Genomic DNA, 20,337 nt, shown 5'->3' on the forward strand with positions numbered 1-20,337 from the left:
CACTTAAAATTTGTAGGAGATATAAATGCCTAAGCCCACCAAGGGACCGCGTCTGGGAGGATCGCCAGCGCATGAGCGCCTCATCATTGCCAATCTGTGCAAGGAGCTCATTTACAACGGATCTATTAAAACCACAGAAGCGAAAGCAAAGCGGGTGCGCCCTCATATTGAAAAGCTGATTACTAAGGCGAAGAAAGGGGATACCCACAATCGTCGTTTAGCTTTGAAAGTGCTGCGCGACCGGGAAGCTGCTTATATTCTTTTTGAAGAGTTAGCTCCGAAGTTTGCCAATCGCGACGGTGGCTACACCCGCACTATTAAATTGCCGAATCGGAAAGGCGATAATGCTCCTTTAGCCGAAATCTCTTTGGTACTAGATGAGATTGCGGATAAGAAAGAAGCAAAGAAAGCGGCGCCGGCTGATCCGGAGGCCGTGGAAGCACCGGAAGCTGTAGAAGCTACTGGAGAAGCGGCGGAAGTCGTAGAAGAAGTAGAAGCAGCAGCGGAAGAAGTGGAAGCCGAAAAAGCTGAAGCCGAAGACGCCGATGCGGAAAAATAATTAAACTCTAAAATTTTAGGCGGGGAATCCTCAGTGTTTCCCCGCCTTTAATTTACCTATTTTGACCGAGTTCTGAGAGTGTGGAAAGCTAAATCTATGGGAGAAGAGAGCAGCGAGAAAATGCGGATTCGCTTGCAGATTAGCTATCAGGGGCGGCAATTTCACGGTTGGGCCTGCCAGCCCGGGCTTCGTACTGTGCAAGGGGAAATTGAAAAAGTCTTGAGTACAATACTGCGAATTCCTATTTCGCTTACAGTAGCTGGGCGCACCGATGCGGGAGTGCATGCGGCTGGGCAAGTAGCACATTTCGATCTCCCAGCTACACTCTGGGAGCAGCTACCTGGGAGAGCTAATTACTTGCCTGCAGATGTGCTGCGCCGGCGAGCTAATTCCCTGCTGGCGCGGGCATATTGGGAATATTGCCGAGGCGAGGAAAATACGGAACCGGTGGCTGCGGGGGCAGTGGCGGCAAATTTACCTATTCGGGGCTACAGTGATGTGGTGATTACACGGGTAGAAAAAGTGCCGGCTGATTTCGATGCGCGGTTTTCGGCGCTGTGGCGTAAATACGTGTATTTACTGGCTGACGGAGTAGAGCATTGGAATCCGGCGCGGCTAGATGTGCTCTGGATACCAGAAGAACTCGATATAGAGCGGATGAATCGGGCAGCGCTTCCCTTGCTCGGAGAGCATGATTTTACTTCTTTTTGCCGGCCCCGCCCGGGAGCTTCCAGCGTGCGCACTTTACTAAAATTGCAGTTTTCTCGGCAAGAAAGTGGAATTTTAGCTGCACAGGTGCAGGCTGATGCTTTTTGCCACTCGCAGGTGCGGATGCTGGTAGGAGCATTAATAGAAGTAGGTAGAGGCCGGCGGGCGGAAGATTGGCCAGCGGAATCTTTGCGCGCTCAGAAGCGTACCGGCGAAACGGTATGTGCGCCGGCACATGGATTGACTTTAGCGGAAGTGGGCTATCCGCCGCCTTCTGAGTATGCGGCGCAGGCACAGCGCGCGCGGCGCTATCGGGGAGATTAGTATGCGTGGAGAGGTGTAGCTGTTTTAGCATGAAACCTCTCACAGCCTTCTTAGTTTCTTTGACGGGTGGAAGCGGAAAAGATAGAGTTATATATCGTTGTGTATGTTTGTGGATAATTTCCCACTCGTCCCAAATTAAGCGCAGCAGTTAATCTTGACCATCGGGCAGATATTACTCTTACAGACTCTGCCCACAGACTTAAGAAACGAAGGCTACGATAGTGCGTACGTATACACCGAAGCCCGGCGATATTGAACACAAGTGGTACATTGTTGATGCTACTGACGTCGTCCTGGGCCGTTTGGCAGCTCAAGTTGCCCCTCTGCTCCGTGGGAAGCATAAGCCGACATTTGCTCCCCATGCGGATCTTGGCGATTTCGTCATCATTATTAACGCAGATAAGGTGGCTCTGACTGGTTCTAAGCGCGAGCAGAAAAAGGCTTATCATCACTCGGGGTACCCGGGTGGGTTAAAGGCTACTTCATACGCGGAATTATTGGCAGAGAATCCGGAGAAAGCAGTAATAAAAGCAATCGCCGGTATGCTGCCGAAGAATAGATTAGGGCGCAGCCAGATTTCTCGGCTTAAGGTATATCGAGGAGCTGAGCATCCGCATCAAGCTCAGCAGCCGGTTCCTTTCGAACTGACCAAGATTGCCCAGTAATTATTTTGGAGTCCTCAACGGCTTCGAAAACAACCGTTTAGATTTTAAGGAGTACCGTGGCTGACACCACCGTAGAAACTGAAGAGCTGGAAGAGAATCTCAGCTCATATACCAGCGAGAGCGAAGCTCCGCAGACTGGTCAGGGGGTTTCTCTGACTGCTCCCGGGCAAGGATTAGGGCGGCGTAAGAGCGCAGTAGCCCGCGTCCGTTTAGTTCCGGGCACGGGAAATTGGACCATTAATGGTCGCACCCTAGAAGATTATTTCCCCAATAAGCTGCATCAGCAGCTCATTAATTCTCCTTTCGTACTGCTCGATTTAGTCGGTCGCTTCGACGTAATCGCGCGTATCAATGGAGGAGGCCCTTCCGGGCAAGCCGGCGCGGTGCGTCTGGGAATTGCTCGGGCCCTGAACGAAATTGATCGGGAAGCGAATCGTCCGGCACTGAAGAAAGCCGGATTCCTTACTCGCGATTCTCGCGCTGTAGAGCGCAAGAAGGCTGGTCTAAAGAAAGCCCGCAAGGCTTCCCAGTTCTCCAAGCGTTAAACAACACTTTTTATTGGGGAGGAGCTGCTGCTCCTCCCCAATTTTTTTATTCGGGGCGGAGAATTTTTTAAAGAGGGCAGCGGCATGAGAAATTTGCCCGCACTTCTGGTGCCACCCGAATTTTCTAAATAGTTAGCCTGCGAAAATATCTGCATAGTATGCAAATGTTTCTTATTGGGCTGTGTCGCGCCCAGAAAAAGCTCAGAAGTGGAATAATAGTGACGTTGAGTGCGCAAGTGGGCTTATAGAGATTACGCCTAGAACTACCTGCTTATAAAGGAGAAATAATGGCACGTTTATTTGGAACTGACGGAGTACGGGGATTAGCTAATAAGGATTTAACTGCAGAATTTGCTCTACAGTTAGGTGCAGCTGCTGCCCGGGTCTTGGCGGGGCACAGTTCTGGCGGCCGCCGCCGCGCAGTTATCGGGCGCGATACCCGGCAGTCTTCGGCAATGCTTTCTCACGCTATGGCGGCTGGATTGGCGAGTGCGGGAATAGATGTGGAGCACGTCAATGAGATTCCCACTCCCGGCGTCGCCTATCTTACTTGCGAACAAGATTACGATTTGGGAGTAGTAATTTCTGCTTCGCACAATCCAATGCAAGATAACGGCATTAAGTTCATTAATGGCGATGGCTTCAAACTTGACGATGCGATTGAAGACGAAATTGAAAAAGCGCTTTCCACAGAATGGGAGCATCCGATTGGGGAGGCCGTAGGGCGCGTAGCTGAAAATGTATTAGTGTCGGATCGTTACTATATGGATCACCTGATTCGTTGTGGTACGCCGCTACACGGGCTACGGATTGCTTTGGATTGTGCTAACGGGGCTGCTTCTGATGTAGCTCCGCGCGTATTCCAAAAGTTGGGAGCAGATGTAGTGGTCATCAATGCGGCTCCCGATGGGAAAAATATTAACGATAACTGCGGCTCTACTCATCCGGAGCAGTTGCAGGCGTTGACTGTAGCTACGCATGCTGATTTTGGTTTCGCTTTTGACGGGGATGCCGATCGCTGTCTAGCTGTGGATAAGAACGGCGTATTAGTCGATGGCGACCAAATTATGGGTATGCTGGCAGTTACGATGAAAGAAGAGGGTCGATTAAAGCGCAATACCCTGGTATTGACGGTGATGTCGAATCTCGGGCTGCATCTGGCGATGAAAGATAAAGGAATTAAGACGGTATCCACTAAGGTAGGAGATCGCTACGTGCTAGAAGAGATGCTGGCAAAAGGCTACAACCTCGGTGGTGAGCAGTCCGGGCATATTATTAATCTCGATCATGCCACCACAGGTGACGGCACCCTTACTGCTGTACTAGTAGCTTCGCAAATTGCTCGGCATGGCCAGTCTTTGCATGAGATGGTGGAGTTTGTGAAGAAATTGCCGCAGAGCTTGGTGAATGTACCTAATGTAGATAAGACGCGGGTATCAGAGTTGGCAAAAGAAGTGGCAGAGGTGGAAAGTGATCTTGGGCAGACCGGGCGAGTACTCTTGCGCGCTTCCGGCACCGAACCCTTGGTGCGGGTAATGGTGGAAGCGGAGACGCAGGAGAAATCTGATGCCGCTGCCGCCTACTTGGCCGGGGTCGTAAAAGAAAAAATTTCTCTCTAAGGTTTGCATATAGCTAGGTTCTGCCCAGTATTTATATTGGGCAGAACCTAAAGTTTGCGCAGCAATACTTCTTCTACGGAATGATTTGCCCCTTTGCGCAGAATAACCGTAGCTCGGGAACGGGTGGGGGCTATATTTTCGCGCAGGTTTGGCAGATTTATAGTGCGCCACACGTCCCGCGCCATCTGAGAGGCCTCTTGCGGGGTGAGATGCGTGAAATTGGTGAAGAAAGATTCGTCATTGTGAAGTGCATCTTCCCAAAGCTGGTGAAAACGGCTCATATACCAATCTTCTAGAGCGGTTTCAGTGGCATCTATATAGATAGAGAAATCGAAATAATCAGAAACAGCTCGAAAATCAGCTGAATCTGCTTTATATTTGGGAGGTTGTAATACGTTCAGTCCTTCGATAATGAGAATATCTGGCCTATTTATTTTCAGAGTTTTCCCGGGCAGAATATCGTAAGTGACGTGGTCGTAGATAGGTACTTCCAGATTTTCTTTTCCGGCTTTTACATCTGCTAAAAAGTTCAGCAGGGCGGGGAAATCATAGGATTCAGGAAATCCTTTTCGGTTGAGCAGGCCGCGCTCTTCTAAATAACTATTTGGATAGATAAATCCATCGGTAGGCACTAGATCTACGTTCGGTGTATCTGGCCAGCGGCTCATTAAGGCCTGGAGTAGGCGCGCCGTAGTAGATTTTCCTACTGCTACTGAGCCAGCTATCCCGATTATCCAGGGAGTATGAGGAGAATGTACATTTAGGAAATCGTCAGTTTCCGCGAGCAGAGAGCGATTATTGCGGGCGTAGCGCTGCATAAGTGCCGAAAGCGGGCGATAGATAGCATCTGCTTCTGCAATTGTGATGGGGTCTCCGATAGAAGCGAGTTTTTTTACTTCTGCTGCAGTGATAGGCATTTCCGTAGAAGTAGCTAAAGAGCGCCAATGTTGGCTAGAAATACGCATAAATGGAGCGAATTCTTGTGAAAGATTAGGCATAATTTCCTCAATTTTAGGCGTGGCTCGGGGTTATCCCGCTACTTTTTATCTCTACCTCGTAGTTTAACTTGCTAGAAAAAAAGGAGCGAACTGGGAGGAGAAGCGGGAGGAGGGGAAAGCAAAAAGTAATGAAGTGAGAACGGGTGGAGGATACGCAGTAGGGTATTCTATAAAGGAAGAAAATAAAAAAGAAAGTCATAGAATGCAGTGCAGTTACTCCACTTCGCAGGTGCGGGCCGCTGAAGCTCCGCTTTTAGCTCAGGGGCGCCCGCTTATGCAGGAAGCTGCTTATATTGCTGCCCAGCACGTCATTCGGCACTGTAAAAAAACTAATCTCACTCTCGCGCAGCAATCTGTACTAATTCTGGCGGGGAAAGGAAATAACGGGGGCGATGCTCTCTATGCCGGTGCTTATTTAGCGCGGCGTGGAATGCCGGTAGCGGCCGCAGTAGTAGCACCTGGCCATCAGGAGGCAATCGTGGCGGCGCGGCGTGCCGGAGTGCAAATACTGGAAAATCCCCCTGCGGTGCAGCTGAAAAAAATGGCACAGCGAGCTGCAATTTGGCTAGATGGTTTGCTGGGGATTGGAGCAAAAGGATCCCCTCGTCCTCCTATTGCCGATTGGTTAGAAATTCTAAATTCGGAGAGAAGAGATTTAGTTTCTAAGACGCCCCCGTATATTGTGGCAATAGATATCCCCTCTGGAATTGACGCCGATACGGGGGAGATACCTGGTCAATATTTACCAGCTGCCGCTACTATCGCTATGGGATGCCTGAAGCCAGGGTTATTACTGCCGCCGGCTGCATATTATGCAGGCGAAATAGAAATTGCTGATTTGGGTTTCGCCCCCTATTTAACTGGTGCACCGGCAGTAATACAGTTTGAAAAAACAGATATGAAGCGATTCTTTTCTGTGCCGAGTATTGCCGATAATAAATATACGCGCGGAGTGGTGGGTATTTACGCGGGGTCTCGGCAATATCCGGGGGCAGGAGTGCTTTGCACCCAAGGCGCACAAGCAGTGGGTGCCGGTATGGTGCGTTACTTAGGGGAGAGCCCTTTGGTGGCGAGTGCTTGCCCAGAAGTAGTGCCGGTGGCCGGAAAAATAGATGCCGCAGTGATCGGCAGTGGAATAGTGGAAATTGCTCCGCTGCAAGAAGTCTTTTCCGAGCTACGCACCCGCGGGATACCAACAGTTTTAGATGCGGGTGGCTTGCAATTATTGACAGAGAGAGCCGGTCTACCGGATGCGGTGGTGACCCCAACTATTTTGACTCCGCACACCGGCGAACTATGCCGGCTGCTGCGTGCCTATGGGGAAAACCTAAGTGTGGAGGATATTCTGGCGCAGCCTCGGAAGTGGGCGCAGCAAGCAGCGCTGTATACGCAGGCAATAGTGGTATTAAAAGGAGCAGTAACCTTAATAGCGAGCCCGAGCGGATACTTAGCCGCGCAAGGAGATTCCTCCGGCTGGTTGGCGACTGCTGGCTCTGGCGATGTGCTAGCGGGAATATTAGGGGGAATACTCGGGCAGTTGGCGGCTCGGCAGCGCGTGGCAGGACAGCACCGAATGGCGGAGGCGCGCGCGCAAGAAAGCGCGGTAAATTCTTCTGAGCAACTCTTGGTAGAAGCAGCTGCGGCGGCGGTGTATCTGCACTCTACCGCGGGAAAAATAGCCGCCGGGCAGTTGGAGCTAGATAAAGAAGTAAAATTGATAGGGCGATATCAGCCACACCACTTAGCTAAATCAGGCAAACCTATAAAAGCCAGCGATATTATCGGTGCTGTGCCTTTTGCACTAGCAGATTCGCCGAAAGGAAGGATTTATTAATGCCAGATTCAAGCATTCAAGACGGTTATTATCCTTCGCGCGCGCTCATCTCTCGCTCAGCGTTTTTACATAATTTGCAGCGAGCTCGGGATTTAGCAGGGGATACCGAGATTCTTGCGATTGTGAAAGCAGATGCCTATGGGCACGGGAAAGAACAAATCAGCCGGTGGGCCTTAGATGCGGGAATTAATTGGCTAGGTGTGGCTCAGCTAGGTGAAGCTATCCAATTGCGCAAGACCTTGCAACAGCGTGGGCGAATGTTGGCTTTAATCGCAGAACCAGGTTCACCTTTTGCCGAAGCGCTTACGCTCGGTATTGATCTTTCGGTCGGTGCGAAGTGGACCTTGGATGAAATAATAGCGGCGGCGGAGAAGCTCAATGTAGCAGCGCGGGTGCATATAGAAGTAGATACCGGTATGGCGCGGAGTGGATTCTTGCTAGAGGAATTTCGGCAAATAGTGCCGAAATTAGTAGAGTACCGCCGGCGTGGTCTGCTGGAAATGGTGGGGCTGTGGTCGCATCTAGCTCGCGCAGATGAACTTTCTTCTCCTACTACTGACCAACAGGTAGCTATTTTTGAAGAAGCTCGCCAAGTTTTGGAAGCTGCCGGCCTCGAAGTGCAATTTTGTCACTTAGCTGCTTCAGCTGGGTTGCTTTGGCATCCGGAAACGCGATACTCGATGGTGCGGCTCGGGGCTATGCTCTACGGATTGAGTCCAAATCCGGAATTAGCTACCGCGGAAGAGTTAGATTTACATCCGGTAATGCAGCTAGAGGCGGATATTGTGTCTACGCGCGATGTACCAGCCGGCACCGGTATTAGCTACGGGCACACCGTCACTCTCGGGAAAGCGGCGCACCTAGGCACGGTGCCACTGGGATATGCAGACGGGGTACCGCGTCATGCCTCTAATAGTGCAAGTGTGGTGATTAATGGGCAAGATTGCCCGATTCTGGGGCGAATTTGTATGGATCAGTTCGTCGTAGATGCTCCCGGGGTGCAGCCTGGAGATATTGCAGTGCTTTTTGGTGATTCGGCAAAAGGATATGCGACTGCGGACGATTGGGCAGCCGATTCCGGCACTATTGGATATGAAATTATTTGCCGTTTAGGAGCCCGTATTCCTCGCCAGTATATGGAATGACGAGTACGGAGTAGATATTCCGCGTTTAAGTTGAATAATAGGCGGTTGGAAAAGGAGAAATAGAAATGCAGCTTGCTTTACACGTACCGCTTGCAGAAGATATACAGGCAGTTGGTGCCGTCCTGGGGAGTAATGCGCGGGGTGGAGATTTTATAATGCTAAATGGCCCTCTAGGGGCGGGAAAGACCACCCTGACCCAGGGGATTGCACGCGGTATGGGAGTGCGCACGAGCGTATCTTCTCCTACTTTCGTAATTGCCCAGATTTATCGCGGCAGTAATTTAGATTTAGTGCACGTAGACGCCTACCGGCTCACTTCCTTAGAAGAGCTCGACGCGTTGGATTTAGATACCACTTTCGATACCGCTTTGACGGTGGTGGAGTGGGGAAAGGGAAAGACGGAAGTACTTTCCACCGATCGCTTAGAGATTCAAATTTCCCGCCCGGAAGGCAGTGCTTTAGGGGCAGAGCCTGCTGATCTCTACGGAGATGCACCGCGGGAACTCTTACTTACTTCTTATGGCTCGCGTAGCACGGAATTAGTAGAGATTATTACGCAAGCTGCAGAATTGCAAAAATTACAGCTCCCTCCGGCTGCTACAGTAGAGTAAAGTACACGGAGAATAAAGCGGCGCTAGAAGCGGAGTAGAGAGATATGCGGGTGAAAAAAATAGGGAGTGTGCTGGGGATACTGTGCCTCAGTTTGCTCTCTGCCTGTGCTACCCCTTCAACTAGTTCATCGGTAGATGCGCAGGTAGCTGCTTCGTCGAGTAGTGCAGCAGCATCTGATCTGCGCCAGGCTGTGCCGCGTACTAGTAATGGATCTGAGCCGATTTCTGAATTTGATCAGTGGTTAGCGCAGCGCGGGTCGGCAATACTACAATCTTTTGCGCCGGAAGTTTTTCCTGACTTTACAGCTGCACAAGTGCGAAATTTTCAGATTGGTAATTCGGTGCCGGTAGCTACGGTGCCGCAGCTGAAAGATGATAAACCGACCGCTAAAATTTTGCCCGGAAGGATAGCGCCGCTATTTTGGGAAGGCAAAGCTGTCGGTGCTTTATATGTGGAATTGGACGGGAAAGAAGCCGTCGATAAAAAAGTATTTAGTGATGAAAAATTAGGAAAGATTGTGGCGGAGTATCAGCCTGCCCAAATAATCTTTTTTGATTCTCGCCTTGATTCTTGGTTCATAGCTGAAGATGGCACAGTGCGGGCAGCGTGCCGCACTGGAGAAAAAATTGTCTTGGGGAAGATTCCCCTCCCAGATTTTTTGCATCAGCGTTCTCAGCTTTTGGCAGAGAACCCGAAGATAAAAGAGATAACTGGAGAGAGTAGGCAGTTTTCGGCGGGGCGCCACGCACTCTGGCAGTTAATTTTAGTTGGGGCAGGAGCGCTTTCCCTAGTGGCAATTTCGCTGCTGTGGCTGCGTTGGGAAGTTTCTTATTTAGCTGATCGCCCCCAGGGAGAAGAGGCAGAGACGAGAAGAGAGAAAAAAGTAAAAGAAACTACTAAAAACCGTTTTCGCCGCGCTACTGCGCCGGTTTCTCTCTATCGGGCTGATTCTCTGCAGCGGAAAAAACCTCCGCCTCCGCCGCCGCATGCTGCCACCGCCGGCGATGCTAGTAGCGGGGAAAAGAGCGAGGGAAATAAGGGAAAGAATTTAGAATCTCAGCAGAAAGACGGCGAGAAAAATGACGAATTTTTTAACGATTGATACTTCTGCCCAAGTAATAGTGGGTATTTGCGCAGAGAGACTCGGAGAAGTTAGCGAATTAGCCGTGGCACGTTCGGCAGATACGCGCCACCATGTGGAGGTGCTGACTCCGTTAGTGAAAACAGTTTTAGAGCAGGCAGATATCGCAAAGCCAGACGCGATAATTGCCGGCACTGGCCCAGCGCCTTTTACCGGTTTACGCGCTGGCTTGGTAACGGCGCGGACGCTGGCTGCCGCTTGGGATGTGCCTATCTACGGTCTTTCTTCTGCGGAAGTGTTGGCGCTAGCGGGCGCTAAAGCGGGCGGCAATATTGTAGAGTCGATAATCGATGCCCGCCGGAAAGAAGTTTACGCTTTGCGCGCGCGGGCTTTAGGCGCGGACGATATTGAGGTGCTGCAGGAAGTGCGGGTGATTTCTCCGCAGTTATTGGCGGGCGAGTTGGAAAAAGATCCTGCTTTAGTGGTGTGTGCGGAAGCTGATCTCTATGCTGATGAACTTCCTGGAGAGCGCATCGTAGCTGCGTGCACTCCAGCGGTCATGGTGCGTTTGTTGCGTTCGCGGCAGGCGCGAAGTGAAGCGGGAGAAAATATTACTTTTTCGTTGCAGCCCCAGTATTTACGCCGCCCCGATGTGCAAGGTGGCAAAGCGCAGCCGCATTCTGCGGGCAACCCTTATGAGTTAAATAATTAATCTGCGTGCCGGGGTGCGTAATACTCGCTAGATTGGGCAGCAAATGCAGATAAAAAAAGTGGGGGCAGAATGGGCAGAAAGGTGTGCGCGTTTTGATGCGCAGAATTTTGCTGCCGCTGCTTGGCCACTTTCTATTTGGGAAGCAGAATTACGTGCCCCACAAAGGCGCTATTTGATGATTCTAGATCCTCCCGCTCCTCATCAGAGTGTTGGGCGCTTAATTGCCTTAGGAGGAATCACTCTCAGTCCAGATGCTGATTTGCTTACTTTGAGTGTGGCGGCAGATAAACGGCGGCAGGGCTTAGCTACCCAATTACTGCATGCCTTATTGGCGGAGGCTGGGGCAGCGGGTACTGAGCAAGTATTTCTCGAAGTGCGCAAAAAAGATACCGGCGCCCAGCGTCTTTATCAGTCTTTCGGCTTTGAGAAAATCCATATCCGGCCGCATTATTATCCCGATGATGACGCGCTAATAATGCGTTTGCTGCTTTCTGGAAAATACGCAACTAAACTCTCACAGAATTAAATGTGATATTGGCCGGGTGGGCTCACCTCTATGAATGCCAGAGTTCAGGCTGAAAAAAGTGCCTAAGCTCTCTCATTTCGGCTCTGTACACCGTTCTTTTCCTTGATTTAGGCGCTTTTACCTAGGTCAGAAGGCCAAAAATCTGATATTTTCAAGATGTGTCTAATTCATCTGTAACTAAACGTCGTGGCAAGCAAACCACAGTAGCACTTAAGGTGCTCATGGCTGCCACTGGTCTGATTTTTGTATTCTTTTTACTATTCCATATGTATGGCAACTTAAAGGTGTTGGCCGGAGCAGAAGTTTACAATCACTATGCGGAATGGCTACATCAAGATTTGCTTTACCCGATTTTGCCTCATAAAGGCTTCCTTTGGATTATGCGGGTCACTTTGCTGCTCTGCATAGTGCTGCATATGTACTCTGCTATTACCCTCTGGCTTCGCGCTTCGAAAGCGCGCGGTAGCGCCTATAAAGTGCGCAGCGGTAAGAAGGTACGGGCAGGTAAATCCTATACGGCAGTGGTAATGCGCTGGGGTGGAGTAATAATCGCATTGTTTATTATCTTCCACTTACTGCAGTTCACTACGCTTAATATCAGCGTGGGAGCAGAGAATTATGCGCTTATGACTCCTTATGAGCGGATGGTAGCGGCTTTCAATGTGCCGTGGCTCTACGCCTTCTATTTCATCGCTTTAGCAGCGGTAGGCCTACACATTCGTCATGGTGTGTGGTCGGCGCTGGCCACTCTTGGTCTTTCTTCCCGCACGAGAGAGCGTGCATTTAAGATAATTTCGGATATTGCTGCGCTCATGGTTTTCGTAGGCTTTATGGTGCCTCCGACGATGATCCTCACCGGGTTGATTTCTTAAGGACGGATTTACAAATGAATGAAAATTTAGTGCAGGGTTTATACCGCGAGGGTGAAGCCTTAAAAGATACGAAAGTACCGACGGGTCCCTTGGAGAAGCGCTGGCAGCAGCGGCAGTTTACGGCTAAGCTGGTGAATCCCGCTAACCGCCGGAAGCGTTCAATTATTATGGTTGGCACCGGCCTTGCTGGTGGTGCTGGAGCAGCTTCGCTCGGAGAAATGGGCTATCACGTAAAAGCCTTCTTCTACCAGGATTCGGCGCGCCGTGCCCACTCCATTGCGGCACAGGGCGGAATAAATGCTGCTAAGAACTATAAGAACGACAACGATTCCACTTATCGGCTTTTCTACGACACGATTAAAGGTGGCGATTTCCGGGCGCGGGAATCTAATGTATACCGCTTAGCGGAAGTTTCAGCCAATATTATTGATCAGTGCGTAGCACAGGGAGTACCTTTCGCTCGTGAATACGGCGGCTTATTAGATAACCGCTCTTTCGGTGGCGTGCAGGTATCTCGTACTTTCTATGCCCGTGGCCAGACCGGTCAGCAGCTGTTGATTGGCGCTTATCAGGCATTGATGCGCCAAGCACATGCTGGTACGGTAGAGCTCTTTAGCCGCCACGAAATGATTGATTTAGTGGTTATTGACGGCCGGGCGCGCGGTATCGTGGCGCGCGATATGGTCACTGGAGAAATTGAGACGCATATTGCTGATGCGGTAGTACTCGCTACCGGCGGATATGGCAATGTATTCTTCCTCTCCACCAACGCCATGGGCTGCAATGCGACTGCAATTTGGCGGGCACACCGGCGCGGCGCTTATTTCGCCAACCCGTGCTACACCCAGATTCACCCCACCTGTATTCCCCAGCACGGAGAATCGCAATCGAAGCTGACCTTGATGTCGGAGTCGCTGCGTAACGACGGGCGGATTTGGGTGCCGAAGAAGGCAGAAGATTGTAAGAAGGATCCGCGTGATATTCCGGAAGAAGATCGCGATTACTACTTGGAGCGCATCTATCCTTCGTTCGGAAATCTGGTACCCCGCGATATTGCTTCGCGGCAGGCAAAGAATATGTGCGACGAAGGTCGTGGTGTGGGTCCGGAGATCGGAGGAGTTTCCCGCGGCGTTTACTTAGATTTCGCAGAGCCAATTGCTCGGCTCGGCAAAGAGCAAGTATCGGCTAAGTACGGCAACCTCTTCGATATGTATGAGCGTATTACCGGCGAAGATCCTTATGAAGTACCGATGCGTATTTACCCGGCTGTTCACTACACGATGGGCGGCCTGTGGGTAGATTACGATCTGGAATCCACTATTCCGGGCTTGTACGTGGCGGGCGAAGCTAACTTCTCCGATCACGGAGCAAACCGGCTGGGAGCTTCGGCTCTTATGCAGGGGCTAGCGGATGGATACTTCGTACTTCCGAATACGATTAATGATTATCTGGCAAATAATAGCTTCCCCGAAGTAGCGCCGGATAATCCGGAGTTGCAAGAGATTCTGAAAGAAAATAAGGAACGTTTCGATCACCTCATTTCTAATGAGGGCAATCGTTCGGTGGATTCTTTCCACAAAGAACTCGGCCACATTATGTGGGAATACTGCGGTATGGAGCGTAATGAAGCTGGCTTGAAGAAAGCTATTGCCGAGATTCGGAAGTTGCGTGCAGAGTTCTGGAAGAATGTGCGCGTACCGGGCGGTAAATTTGAGCTCAACCAGTCTTTGGAGAAAGCCGGCCGCGTAGCTGATTTCTTCGAGCTGGGCGAGTTAATGTGTATCGATGCTCTCCATCGGAACGAATCGTGTGGCGGTCATTTCCGCTCCGAATCGCAGACGGAAGAGGGTGAAGCTCTGCGGCATGATGATGAATATGCATACGTAGCCGCGTGGGAGTGGGCGGGTGAAAATGAGGCACCTGTCTTACACAAGGAAGATCTCAACTACGAATTTGTCGAAATGAAGCAGCGGAGTTACAAGTGAAAATTAATCTCGAATACTGGCGGCAAAACGGACCTGCTGATAAGGGTCATTTTGAAACGCATACGATTGAAAACGTCGATGAGACAGCCTCTTTCCTCGAAATGCTCGATCAGCTGAACGAAGAGCTTTTCGCGGAAGGAAAAGAGCCGGTAGCTTTCGACTCTGACTGTCGTGAAGGCATTTGCGGGCAGTGTGGATTAGTAATAAACGGCGATCCGCATGGTCCAGAAGTGACTACTACTTGCCAGCTACATATGCGGCATTTCCAAGATGGCGACACCATTACTATTGAGCCGTGGCGTTCTACCGGTTTCCCGGTGCTGCGCGATTTGGTAGTAGACCGGACTGCTTTTGACCGCATCGTGCAGGCTGGTGGATATATTTCTGTAAATACGGGAGCTGCGCCGGATGCACACGCTACCCCGGTGGCGAAGCCTAAGGCAGATAAAGCTTTTGAAGTAGCTGCTTGTATTGGCTGTGGCGCGTGCGTGGCAGCTTGCCCGAATGGTTCGGCAATGCTTTTCACCTCGGCAAAGGTAGTGCATTTAGGTCTGCTTCCGCAGGGGCAACCCGAGCGGAAAGAGCGTGTAGTAAATATGCTCGCGCAGCATGATGCAGAAGGCTTTGGTGGTTGTACTAATGTGGGTGCTTGTGCAGAGGCTTGCCCCAAGCAGGTGCCACTAGAGTTTATCTCGATGTTGAATCGTGATTTGATTTGCGCCTCGGTATAGAGAAGCATTTCTGAGCAAACTGGTACTGCCATATAGGCGGTAAAAGATTGCTGATTCTTCTGGAGGGCGAGCGGTGTACCGCTCGCCCTCCAGCATTTACAGGCGGTAGTTTAGACCTGCAGCCGGCTACAGAGCAAAATATGCGGCTTTCCAGCTAGTGGAGTGGAGATTAAAGTGGCGCTCCCTGGGAGGGAAGAATCTAAATGTAGCTGCCGTCGATATTCTTCCGGCACGAGCGCAGTGCCACGCTTCTTTATTTCTACTCTTCCTATGCCGTGGGAGCGCAGTGCCGCTTGCACTATTTTAGGCCGCGGTTTGAGCACTTCTTGGATACGGAAACCACTTAAAAAAGGTGAAAAAATCGGATCTGCTCCAGTTAGATAAGCAATCTGGGCGGATACCGGCCGCAGCTGCTGCGCTTTTGCTAGAGAGGCAATCGCTCCGGCGCGAATAATAGCCGGATCTGGTTCGTAAATAAATTCTGCGAGGGGAGCTGGCTCTAGCATTTCTGCTGGTTGCTGTGGATTTTTTCCATCTGCCTGGTAGGAATATTCGCCATCAGGAGTAATTACGAGTGCGCTCCGCCCAGGTTCTATACCTGCTCCCATCCAAATCACAGCTTCTGCCAGTTCCCGCGTTTCACTAATCCACTGCACATGGGCAGACGCAGGTAGTAAGGCATAATCAATACCGGGAGCTACTTTTATTCCCGAAAGTGGATAGCGCTGTGCAAGCGCAATTGCGTGTTCTAAACTGGGTTGCCAGTGAGCTGGATTTTTTATACGCTTTCCAGCGGCTCGGCGAGCAGGGTCTATCCAAATCGTATCTGCTCCGAGAGCAGCTAAATCTAAATCATTGGCATCTGCTTCGATTACGCGAGCAGTGGGGAAAGCCGCTAAATTGTGCCGCGCTGCGGCCGCTGCTTCGCCGTCTTTTTCAATTGCCGTTACAGCAATTCCAGCGGCAGCAAAGCTCCGTGCGTCGGCGCCAATTCCACAGCCAAAATCGAGCAGTTTCTGGGCGCCGTGCTTCCGCAAAAAATCTGCATGTGCAGTTGCTATGCTGGCGCGAGTCGCCTGTTCTAATCCGGCTGCGGTAAAGAGCATCTGCGCTGCCGAATCTCCAAATTTCTCGGTGGCACGGGCGCGGAGCCGAGATTGTGTGAGCGCAGCAGAAATTAAATCGCTATCGAAGCCGCGCTTTCGTAATTGATTGTGGAGCGAAAATACTTGCGCCGCATCGTATACCGGTAACTCGGCGAGAAGTTGCTGCCCTGGTGCGCTAGCTAAATCCTGAATATGCACAATTCTATTTTCGCATATACGAGAAGAATTTTTATTTAGTGCTGTTTAGGGTACGGGGTGTATTGGGGCAGGGAGGTGTTATTGAGGTGGGGAGGTGTTATTGAGGTGGGGGGATGTTGTTGAAGATAGGAAGGCGTTCGCAGATAGCGAGTTTTTCCGCATTTTCTGGCACTCAAATTGACCGAGTGCCAATTTCCGCTTAGAGTAAGTTATGTAGCAAGTGCTACGCCCTGGATTGGGCTCGGCCCCCGCGACGGCGGGTCCACTAGGTTCGTTAAAAAGATACGAGTTTAGAAAAGGGGGACCGCATGTCGGTATCCATTAAGCCCCTCGAGGATCGGATTGTTATCCAACAAGTCGAGGCTGAAGAAAAGACTGCTTCGGGAATTGTGCTTCCGGGTAGCGCGCAGGAAAAGCCACAGGAAGGTGTAGTCATTGCTGTAGGCCCCGGCCGCATCGATGACAATGGCAACCGCGTACCGTTAGATATCGCAGCTGGCGATACGGTGATTTATTCCCGTTACGGCGGTACGGAAATCAAGTACGGAGAAGACGAATACATTATTCTTTCCGCACGCGATATCCTCGCTAAGGTAGAGCACTAAAAATTTTTTATGGGGGCAGAGCTTCTCGCTCTGCCCCCATTTTTTATGCCCAAAATTGCGCTATTCGCAGTTTATTAGCGATGGGTACGTAGGTATTCGCTCAGCACCGCTGCTTCTGCATCCCAGCCAGCTTGATTCGGGTGGATATATCCCATAATTGGCCCGCCTTGGAAAGGTGGATTAATCCAGGTATTAGCTTGGGAACCATAACGATATGGATTCATGCCGTGCCCGGCAAAAGCCGTGCGTATATCCACTAGATGGTAGCGCTGTGAAGCAGTTTTTTGATTCATATCGGCGATTAGATTGCTTTGCATTTGCGTATAGTCTTGCTGCATCTTCTGCAGTTTTGCGCCGAAATCGTACCAAGCGAAAGCATTTTCTGGCACTAGATAGTTGCCAGTATTAATTAAATCCGGGTAGGAGAGAAGATATACCTCTGCATTACCTTGCGAATTTTTCTCTATCGCATCTAGTACAGCTGTGACGCGCTGTCCAGCTTCGTTACGCAATATATTCTCCGAATAGTTCATCTGCTTATCGCAAAGCTGCCCCGAACGCATTACCAAGCACTTAACCGCAATGCCGAAGAAATCAGCATCGTTGCCGCCGATGGTTAAAAATACTATATCCGTATCGGGAGTAACGGCTTCTATCTGCATCTTATTGTGCAGGCGGCACTCCAAGGTAGCGGTGTAGATATTACCAGCGGGGGCCGGAGCTACCCGCCGGTATTCCCATTCTCCGTTCTCAAGTGGTACTTCGCCACACATCTGCGCTGCTTCTACGCGTTTTTGCCACTCAGCGCTTTGGTCGGGATATTCCGAGCGTGGCAGGTAATAAGCCTTAGTAATGCTCTTCTTCGCCATTCCTAAAGTGGAGATATCTTGGGCTCTTTCCACTAAATCGGCAGCTACTGCACCAGAGCAAGCCACATTCTTATAGGAGGCACCTAACTCCTTTGCCACCTGTGCTCCATAATTGGTAGTAGAGCGGGAGCAATCACTCTCGTATACTCCAGCCGAACCGTTTCCGGCTGAATAAGAATCGCCCAGCTGGACAATATTCAGTGGTTCCGCTCCTTGGGCACTGCTGGCTACTACTCCCAGCCCGATAGTCATTCCGAACAGAGCTAGAGTGGAAATTCCGGCTCCGAAAATTTTAGTTTTTTTCTGCATTTATGCTCCCTTGCTGCAGATAAAGAAAATTTCATTGCTTTATACTACAGATAGTACTAGGTAGCGCAAAAAAATGGTAAATATACAGGGAGTATTTAGCCAATACTCGGCTTACATATATTAATTTCGGGTATTGCCTTTATTTCAGTATTAAATATTGCCCTTATTCTGGAATTAAATTAGGTACTTACTAAGCGCTGCGGGAATGACGTTAAGCGCTGCGGGAATGACGGCGTTGGCGCACCACTCGGCTGCGTTCTTCTTCCGACATTCCTCCCCACACTCCGTAGGGTTCGCGATGCTCGAGCGCGTATTCACGGCATTCTAAAATTACGGGGCAGTGCTGGCAGATACGCTTCGCTCGTTCAATTCGCCGCCGCCGCGGACCGCCGCGCTCGCCTTCGGGATGAAAGAAAAACTCTGGATCCATAGTGCTGCAGGTACCTTTTACCTGCCAATCCCAAAAATCCACGAGCGCTCTATCAACATCTCTAATACGTGCGACCAAGGCTGCGTCCTTCCCTGCTGTAGCCTACCGGCTAGAGCTCTTTACTGAAAATATGTAAATAGGCAACCTAGGCCAGTTTTCTGGCTGTATTGCCCTACCGTATTCCAGCGTAGGCGCTCTAGGTGCTTTTCCGCAAGGTTCTTTTAGTGTGGTAATGCTGATAGCTGAATTTGTTTTCACACATTTTCAGGAGGACGCTTGGCAGAAATATTTCTATAATAGAAAGGTGAGCGAAAATAATCCTTTTGCCTTAGTGGGCTTGACCTATGACGATGTATTGCTTCTTCCGGGAGCTACCGACGTAATTCCTTCTGAAGTGGATACTACTGCGCAGTTGACGCGAAACATTAAAGTGAAATTGCCGTTACTTTCTGCGGCTATGGATACAGTTACCGAATCGCAGATGGCTATTGCTATGGCTCGCCAAGGAGGCATAGGAATTTTGCACCGCAATCTTTCCATTGCCGAGCAGGCAAATCAGGTGCGGCTAGTGAAAAGATCCGAATCAGGAATGGTGAGTGATCCGGTCACTGTTTCTCCCGAGGCCACTATTGGCCAGCTCGATGAGCTGTGTGGGCGGTATCGCGTTTCCGGTTTGCCGGTAGTAGATAAAGACAATGTGCTGCTCGGAATTATTACCAATCGTGATCTACGTTTCTTGCCGCAGGATAAGTGGGATGAAATTAAGGTGCGGGATGTAATGACGCCGATGCCACTTATTACTGGGAAAGTCGGCATTGCTCCGCAAGATGCAGCTACCCTGCTGGCAAAGCATAAGATTGAAAAGCTTCCCTTGGTAGATGAGGAAGGTAAACTCGCTGGTTTAATCACGGTGAAAGATTTCGTAAAATCTGAGCAATTCCCGGATGCTACGAAAGATAAAGATGGCCGGCTGCGCGTCGGAGCCGCCATCGGATATTGGGGAGATACTTGGGAGCGCGCTAGTGCTTTGGCAGAAGCGGGCGTAGATATTCTCGTAGTGGATACCGCTAATGGAGAAGCTAAACTAGCGCTGGAAATGATTAAAAAGATTAAAGCGGATCCTGCCTTTGCCGGCATTGAAGTAATTGGCGGCAATGTGGCTACCCGCGAAGGCGCGCAAGCTCTTATTGACGCTGGGGTAGACGCAGTGAAAGTAGGAGTTGGCCCGGGTTCTATTTGCACCACGCGGGTGGTAGCTGGAGTGGGTGTACCGCAAATTACGGCGATTTCTTTAGCGGCCCAGGCTTGCCAGTCGGCCGGAGTGCCGTTGATTGCGGACGGCGGTTTACAGTATTCCGGAGATATTGGGAAAGCGCTGGTAGCAGGAGCTTCTACGGTAATGTTGGGGTCTTTGCTAGCTGGCTGCGAAGAATCTCCGGGCGAGCTAGTATTCGTAAACGGTAAGCAGTATAAGAATTATCGTGGTATGGGTTCTCTCGGGGCTATGAGCTCCCGCGGGCGGGTATCGTATTCGAAAGATCGCTACTTCCAGGCGGATGTAACTTCTGACGATAAGATCATTCCGGAGGGAATTGAAGGGCAAGTGCCGTACCGGGGGCCGCTTAGCTCGGTAGTTTACCAGCTCATAGGTGGTCTACATCAGACTATGTTCTATGTAGGGGCTTGCACAATTGAGCAATTAAAGCAGCGCGGGCGCTTTGTGCGCATTACTGCTTCTGGGTTGCGTGAATCGCATCCGCATGATGTGCAGATGACGGTGGAAGCTCCTAACTACTCTTCTGTGCGGCATTAAACTGAGCATCGAAATCTTAAATAATTAAATCGAGCGCCCGGCTCTTGATTAATTGAGCGGGGCGCTCGATTTTTATGGATTGACTTGGGTA

General features: G+C 50.5%; 20 protein-coding genes. 16 read left to right on the forward strand and 4 right to left on the reverse strand.

Going from position 1 to position 20,337, the window contains the following annotated elements; genetic code table 11:
• Positions 1-25: 25 nt before the first annotated feature.
• The 5 genes from rplQ (at position 26) to glmM (ending at position 4,420) form a co-directional block, all read left to right on the forward strand.
• On the forward strand, positions 26-559 hold the full coding sequence (gene rplQ, locus BQ7117_RS02585) for a 50S ribosomal protein L17 (RefSeq protein ID WP_073996061.1): 534 nt from the start codon (positions 26-28) through the stop codon (positions 557-559).
• Between the two features lie 96 nt (positions 560-655).
• On the forward strand, positions 656-1,591 hold the full coding sequence (gene truA, locus BQ7117_RS02590; protein WP_073996062.1) for a tRNA pseudouridine(38-40) synthase TruA: 936 nt from the start codon (positions 656-658) through the stop codon (positions 1,589-1,591).
• 221 nt (positions 1,592-1,812) lie between these two features.
• Positions 1,813-2,256: a 50S ribosomal protein L13 gene (gene rplM / locus BQ7117_RS02595; protein WP_073996063.1), complete on the forward strand. Its 444-nt coding sequence runs from the start codon at positions 1,813-1,815 to the stop codon at positions 2,254-2,256.
• A 56-nt stretch (positions 2,257-2,312) separates the two neighbouring features.
• Positions 2,313-2,801, forward strand: a complete 489-nt coding sequence (gene rpsI, locus BQ7117_RS02600) for a 30S ribosomal protein S9 (RefSeq protein WP_073996064.1) — start codon at positions 2,313-2,315, stop codon at positions 2,799-2,801.
• Between the two features lie 287 nt (positions 2,802-3,088).
• Positions 3,089-4,420 carry a phosphoglucosamine mutase gene (gene glmM, locus BQ7117_RS02605; RefSeq protein WP_073996065.1) on the forward strand — a complete coding sequence of 444 codons (1,332 nt, stop codon included), beginning with the start codon at positions 3,089-3,091 and terminating at the stop codon, positions 4,418-4,420.
• 47 nt (positions 4,421-4,467) lie between these two features.
• Here the strand turns inward: glmM and coaA are convergent, their stop codons facing one another.
• Positions 4,468-5,418, reverse strand: a complete 951-nt coding sequence (gene coaA / locus BQ7117_RS02610; protein ID WP_073996066.1) for a type I pantothenate kinase — start codon at positions 5,416-5,418, stop codon at positions 4,468-4,470.
• Between the two features lie 202 nt (positions 5,419-5,620).
• On the opposite strand from coaA, the gene BQ7117_RS02615 reads away from it, so the two are divergent.
• From BQ7117_RS02615 to BQ7117_RS02655, 9 genes are all read left to right on the forward strand, one after another.
• Positions 5,621-7,252, forward strand: coding sequence for a bifunctional ADP-dependent NAD(P)H-hydrate dehydratase/NAD(P)H-hydrate epimerase (locus tag BQ7117_RS02615; protein ID WP_143273953.1), 1,632 nt, complete (start codon positions 5,621-5,623; stop codon positions 7,250-7,252).
• On the forward strand, positions 7,252-8,397 hold the full coding sequence (gene alr / locus BQ7117_RS02620) for an alanine racemase (protein WP_073996068.1): 1,146 nt from the start codon (positions 7,252-7,254) through the stop codon (positions 8,395-8,397). Before BQ7117_RS02615 ends, alr begins: the two co-directional genes overlap by 1 nt.
• Positions 8,398-8,462: 65 nt before the next feature.
• The gene (gene tsaE, locus BQ7117_RS02625; protein ID WP_073996069.1) at positions 8,463-9,008 is read left to right on the forward strand and encodes a tRNA (adenosine(37)-N6)-threonylcarbamoyltransferase complex ATPase subunit type 1 TsaE; all 546 of its coding nucleotides are present in this window, start codon (positions 8,463-8,465) and stop codon (positions 9,006-9,008) included.
• 44 nt (positions 9,009-9,052) lie between these two features.
• The gene (locus BQ7117_RS02630; RefSeq protein ID WP_073996070.1) at positions 9,053-10,111 is read left to right on the forward strand and encodes a hypothetical protein; all 1,059 of its coding nucleotides are present in this window, start codon (positions 9,053-9,055) and stop codon (positions 10,109-10,111) included.
• Positions 10,089-10,802 (forward strand): tRNA (adenosine(37)-N6)-threonylcarbamoyltransferase complex dimerization subunit type 1 TsaB, encoded by a 714-nt coding sequence (gene tsaB, locus BQ7117_RS02635; protein WP_073996071.1) that lies wholly within the window; start codon positions 10,089-10,091, stop codon positions 10,800-10,802. Before BQ7117_RS02630 ends, tsaB begins: the two co-directional genes overlap by 23 nt.
• A 43-nt stretch (positions 10,803-10,845) precedes the next feature.
• Positions 10,846-11,328, forward strand: a complete 483-nt coding sequence (locus BQ7117_RS02640) for a GNAT family N-acetyltransferase (RefSeq protein WP_073996072.1) — start codon at positions 10,846-10,848, stop codon at positions 11,326-11,328.
• Between the two features lie 158 nt (positions 11,329-11,486).
• Positions 11,487-12,200, forward strand: a complete 714-nt coding sequence (locus BQ7117_RS02645; RefSeq protein WP_073996073.1) for a succinate dehydrogenase cytochrome b subunit — start codon at positions 11,487-11,489, stop codon at positions 12,198-12,200.
• Between the two features lie 14 nt (positions 12,201-12,214).
• Positions 12,215-14,185, forward strand: a complete 1,971-nt coding sequence (locus BQ7117_RS02650; protein WP_073996074.1) for a fumarate reductase/succinate dehydrogenase flavoprotein subunit — start codon at positions 12,215-12,217, stop codon at positions 14,183-14,185.
• Positions 14,182-14,916 (forward strand): succinate dehydrogenase/fumarate reductase iron-sulfur subunit, encoded by a 735-nt coding sequence (locus tag BQ7117_RS02655; RefSeq protein WP_073996075.1) that lies wholly within the window; start codon positions 14,182-14,184, stop codon positions 14,914-14,916. Before BQ7117_RS02650 ends, BQ7117_RS02655 begins: the two co-directional genes overlap by 4 nt.
• A 110-nt stretch (positions 14,917-15,026) precedes the next feature.
• Here the strand turns inward: BQ7117_RS02655 and BQ7117_RS02660 are convergent, their stop codons facing one another.
• Complete coding sequence (locus BQ7117_RS02660) at positions 15,027-16,220, reverse strand: class I SAM-dependent methyltransferase (protein WP_084789827.1); 1,194 nt, start codon at positions 16,218-16,220, stop codon at positions 15,027-15,029.
• A 308-nt stretch (positions 16,221-16,528) separates the two neighbouring features.
• On the opposite strand from BQ7117_RS02660, the gene groES reads away from it, so the two are divergent.
• Positions 16,529-16,825 carry a co-chaperone GroES gene (gene groES, locus BQ7117_RS02665; protein WP_073996077.1) on the forward strand — a complete coding sequence of 99 codons (297 nt, stop codon included), beginning with the start codon at positions 16,529-16,531 and terminating at the stop codon, positions 16,823-16,825.
• A gap of 74 nt (positions 16,826-16,899) precedes the next feature.
• Here the strand turns inward: groES and BQ7117_RS02670 are convergent, their stop codons facing one another.
• Positions 16,900-18,003 (reverse strand): SGNH/GDSL hydrolase family protein, encoded by a 1,104-nt coding sequence (locus tag BQ7117_RS02670; RefSeq protein WP_073996078.1) that lies wholly within the window; start codon positions 18,001-18,003, stop codon positions 16,900-16,902.
• 211 nt (positions 18,004-18,214) lie between these two features.
• A complete protein-coding gene (locus BQ7117_RS02675; RefSeq protein ID WP_084789829.1) occupies positions 18,215-18,511 on the reverse strand; it encodes a WhiB family transcriptional regulator in 297 nt (98 codons plus the stop codon).
• A 226-nt stretch (positions 18,512-18,737) separates the two neighbouring features.
• Between BQ7117_RS02675 and guaB the strand changes: the two genes are divergently transcribed.
• Positions 18,738-20,246 (forward strand): IMP dehydrogenase, encoded by a 1,509-nt coding sequence (gene guaB, locus BQ7117_RS02680; RefSeq protein ID WP_073996946.1) that lies wholly within the window; start codon positions 18,738-18,740, stop codon positions 20,244-20,246.
• Positions 20,247-20,337: the final 91 nt, after the last annotated feature.

Origin of the sequence: Arcanobacterium urinimassiliense (assembly GCF_900119495.1) — a bacterium.
Taxonomy (GTDB): domain Bacteria; phylum Actinomycetota; class Actinomycetes; order Actinomycetales; family Actinomycetaceae; genus Arcanobacterium_A; species Arcanobacterium_A urinimassiliense.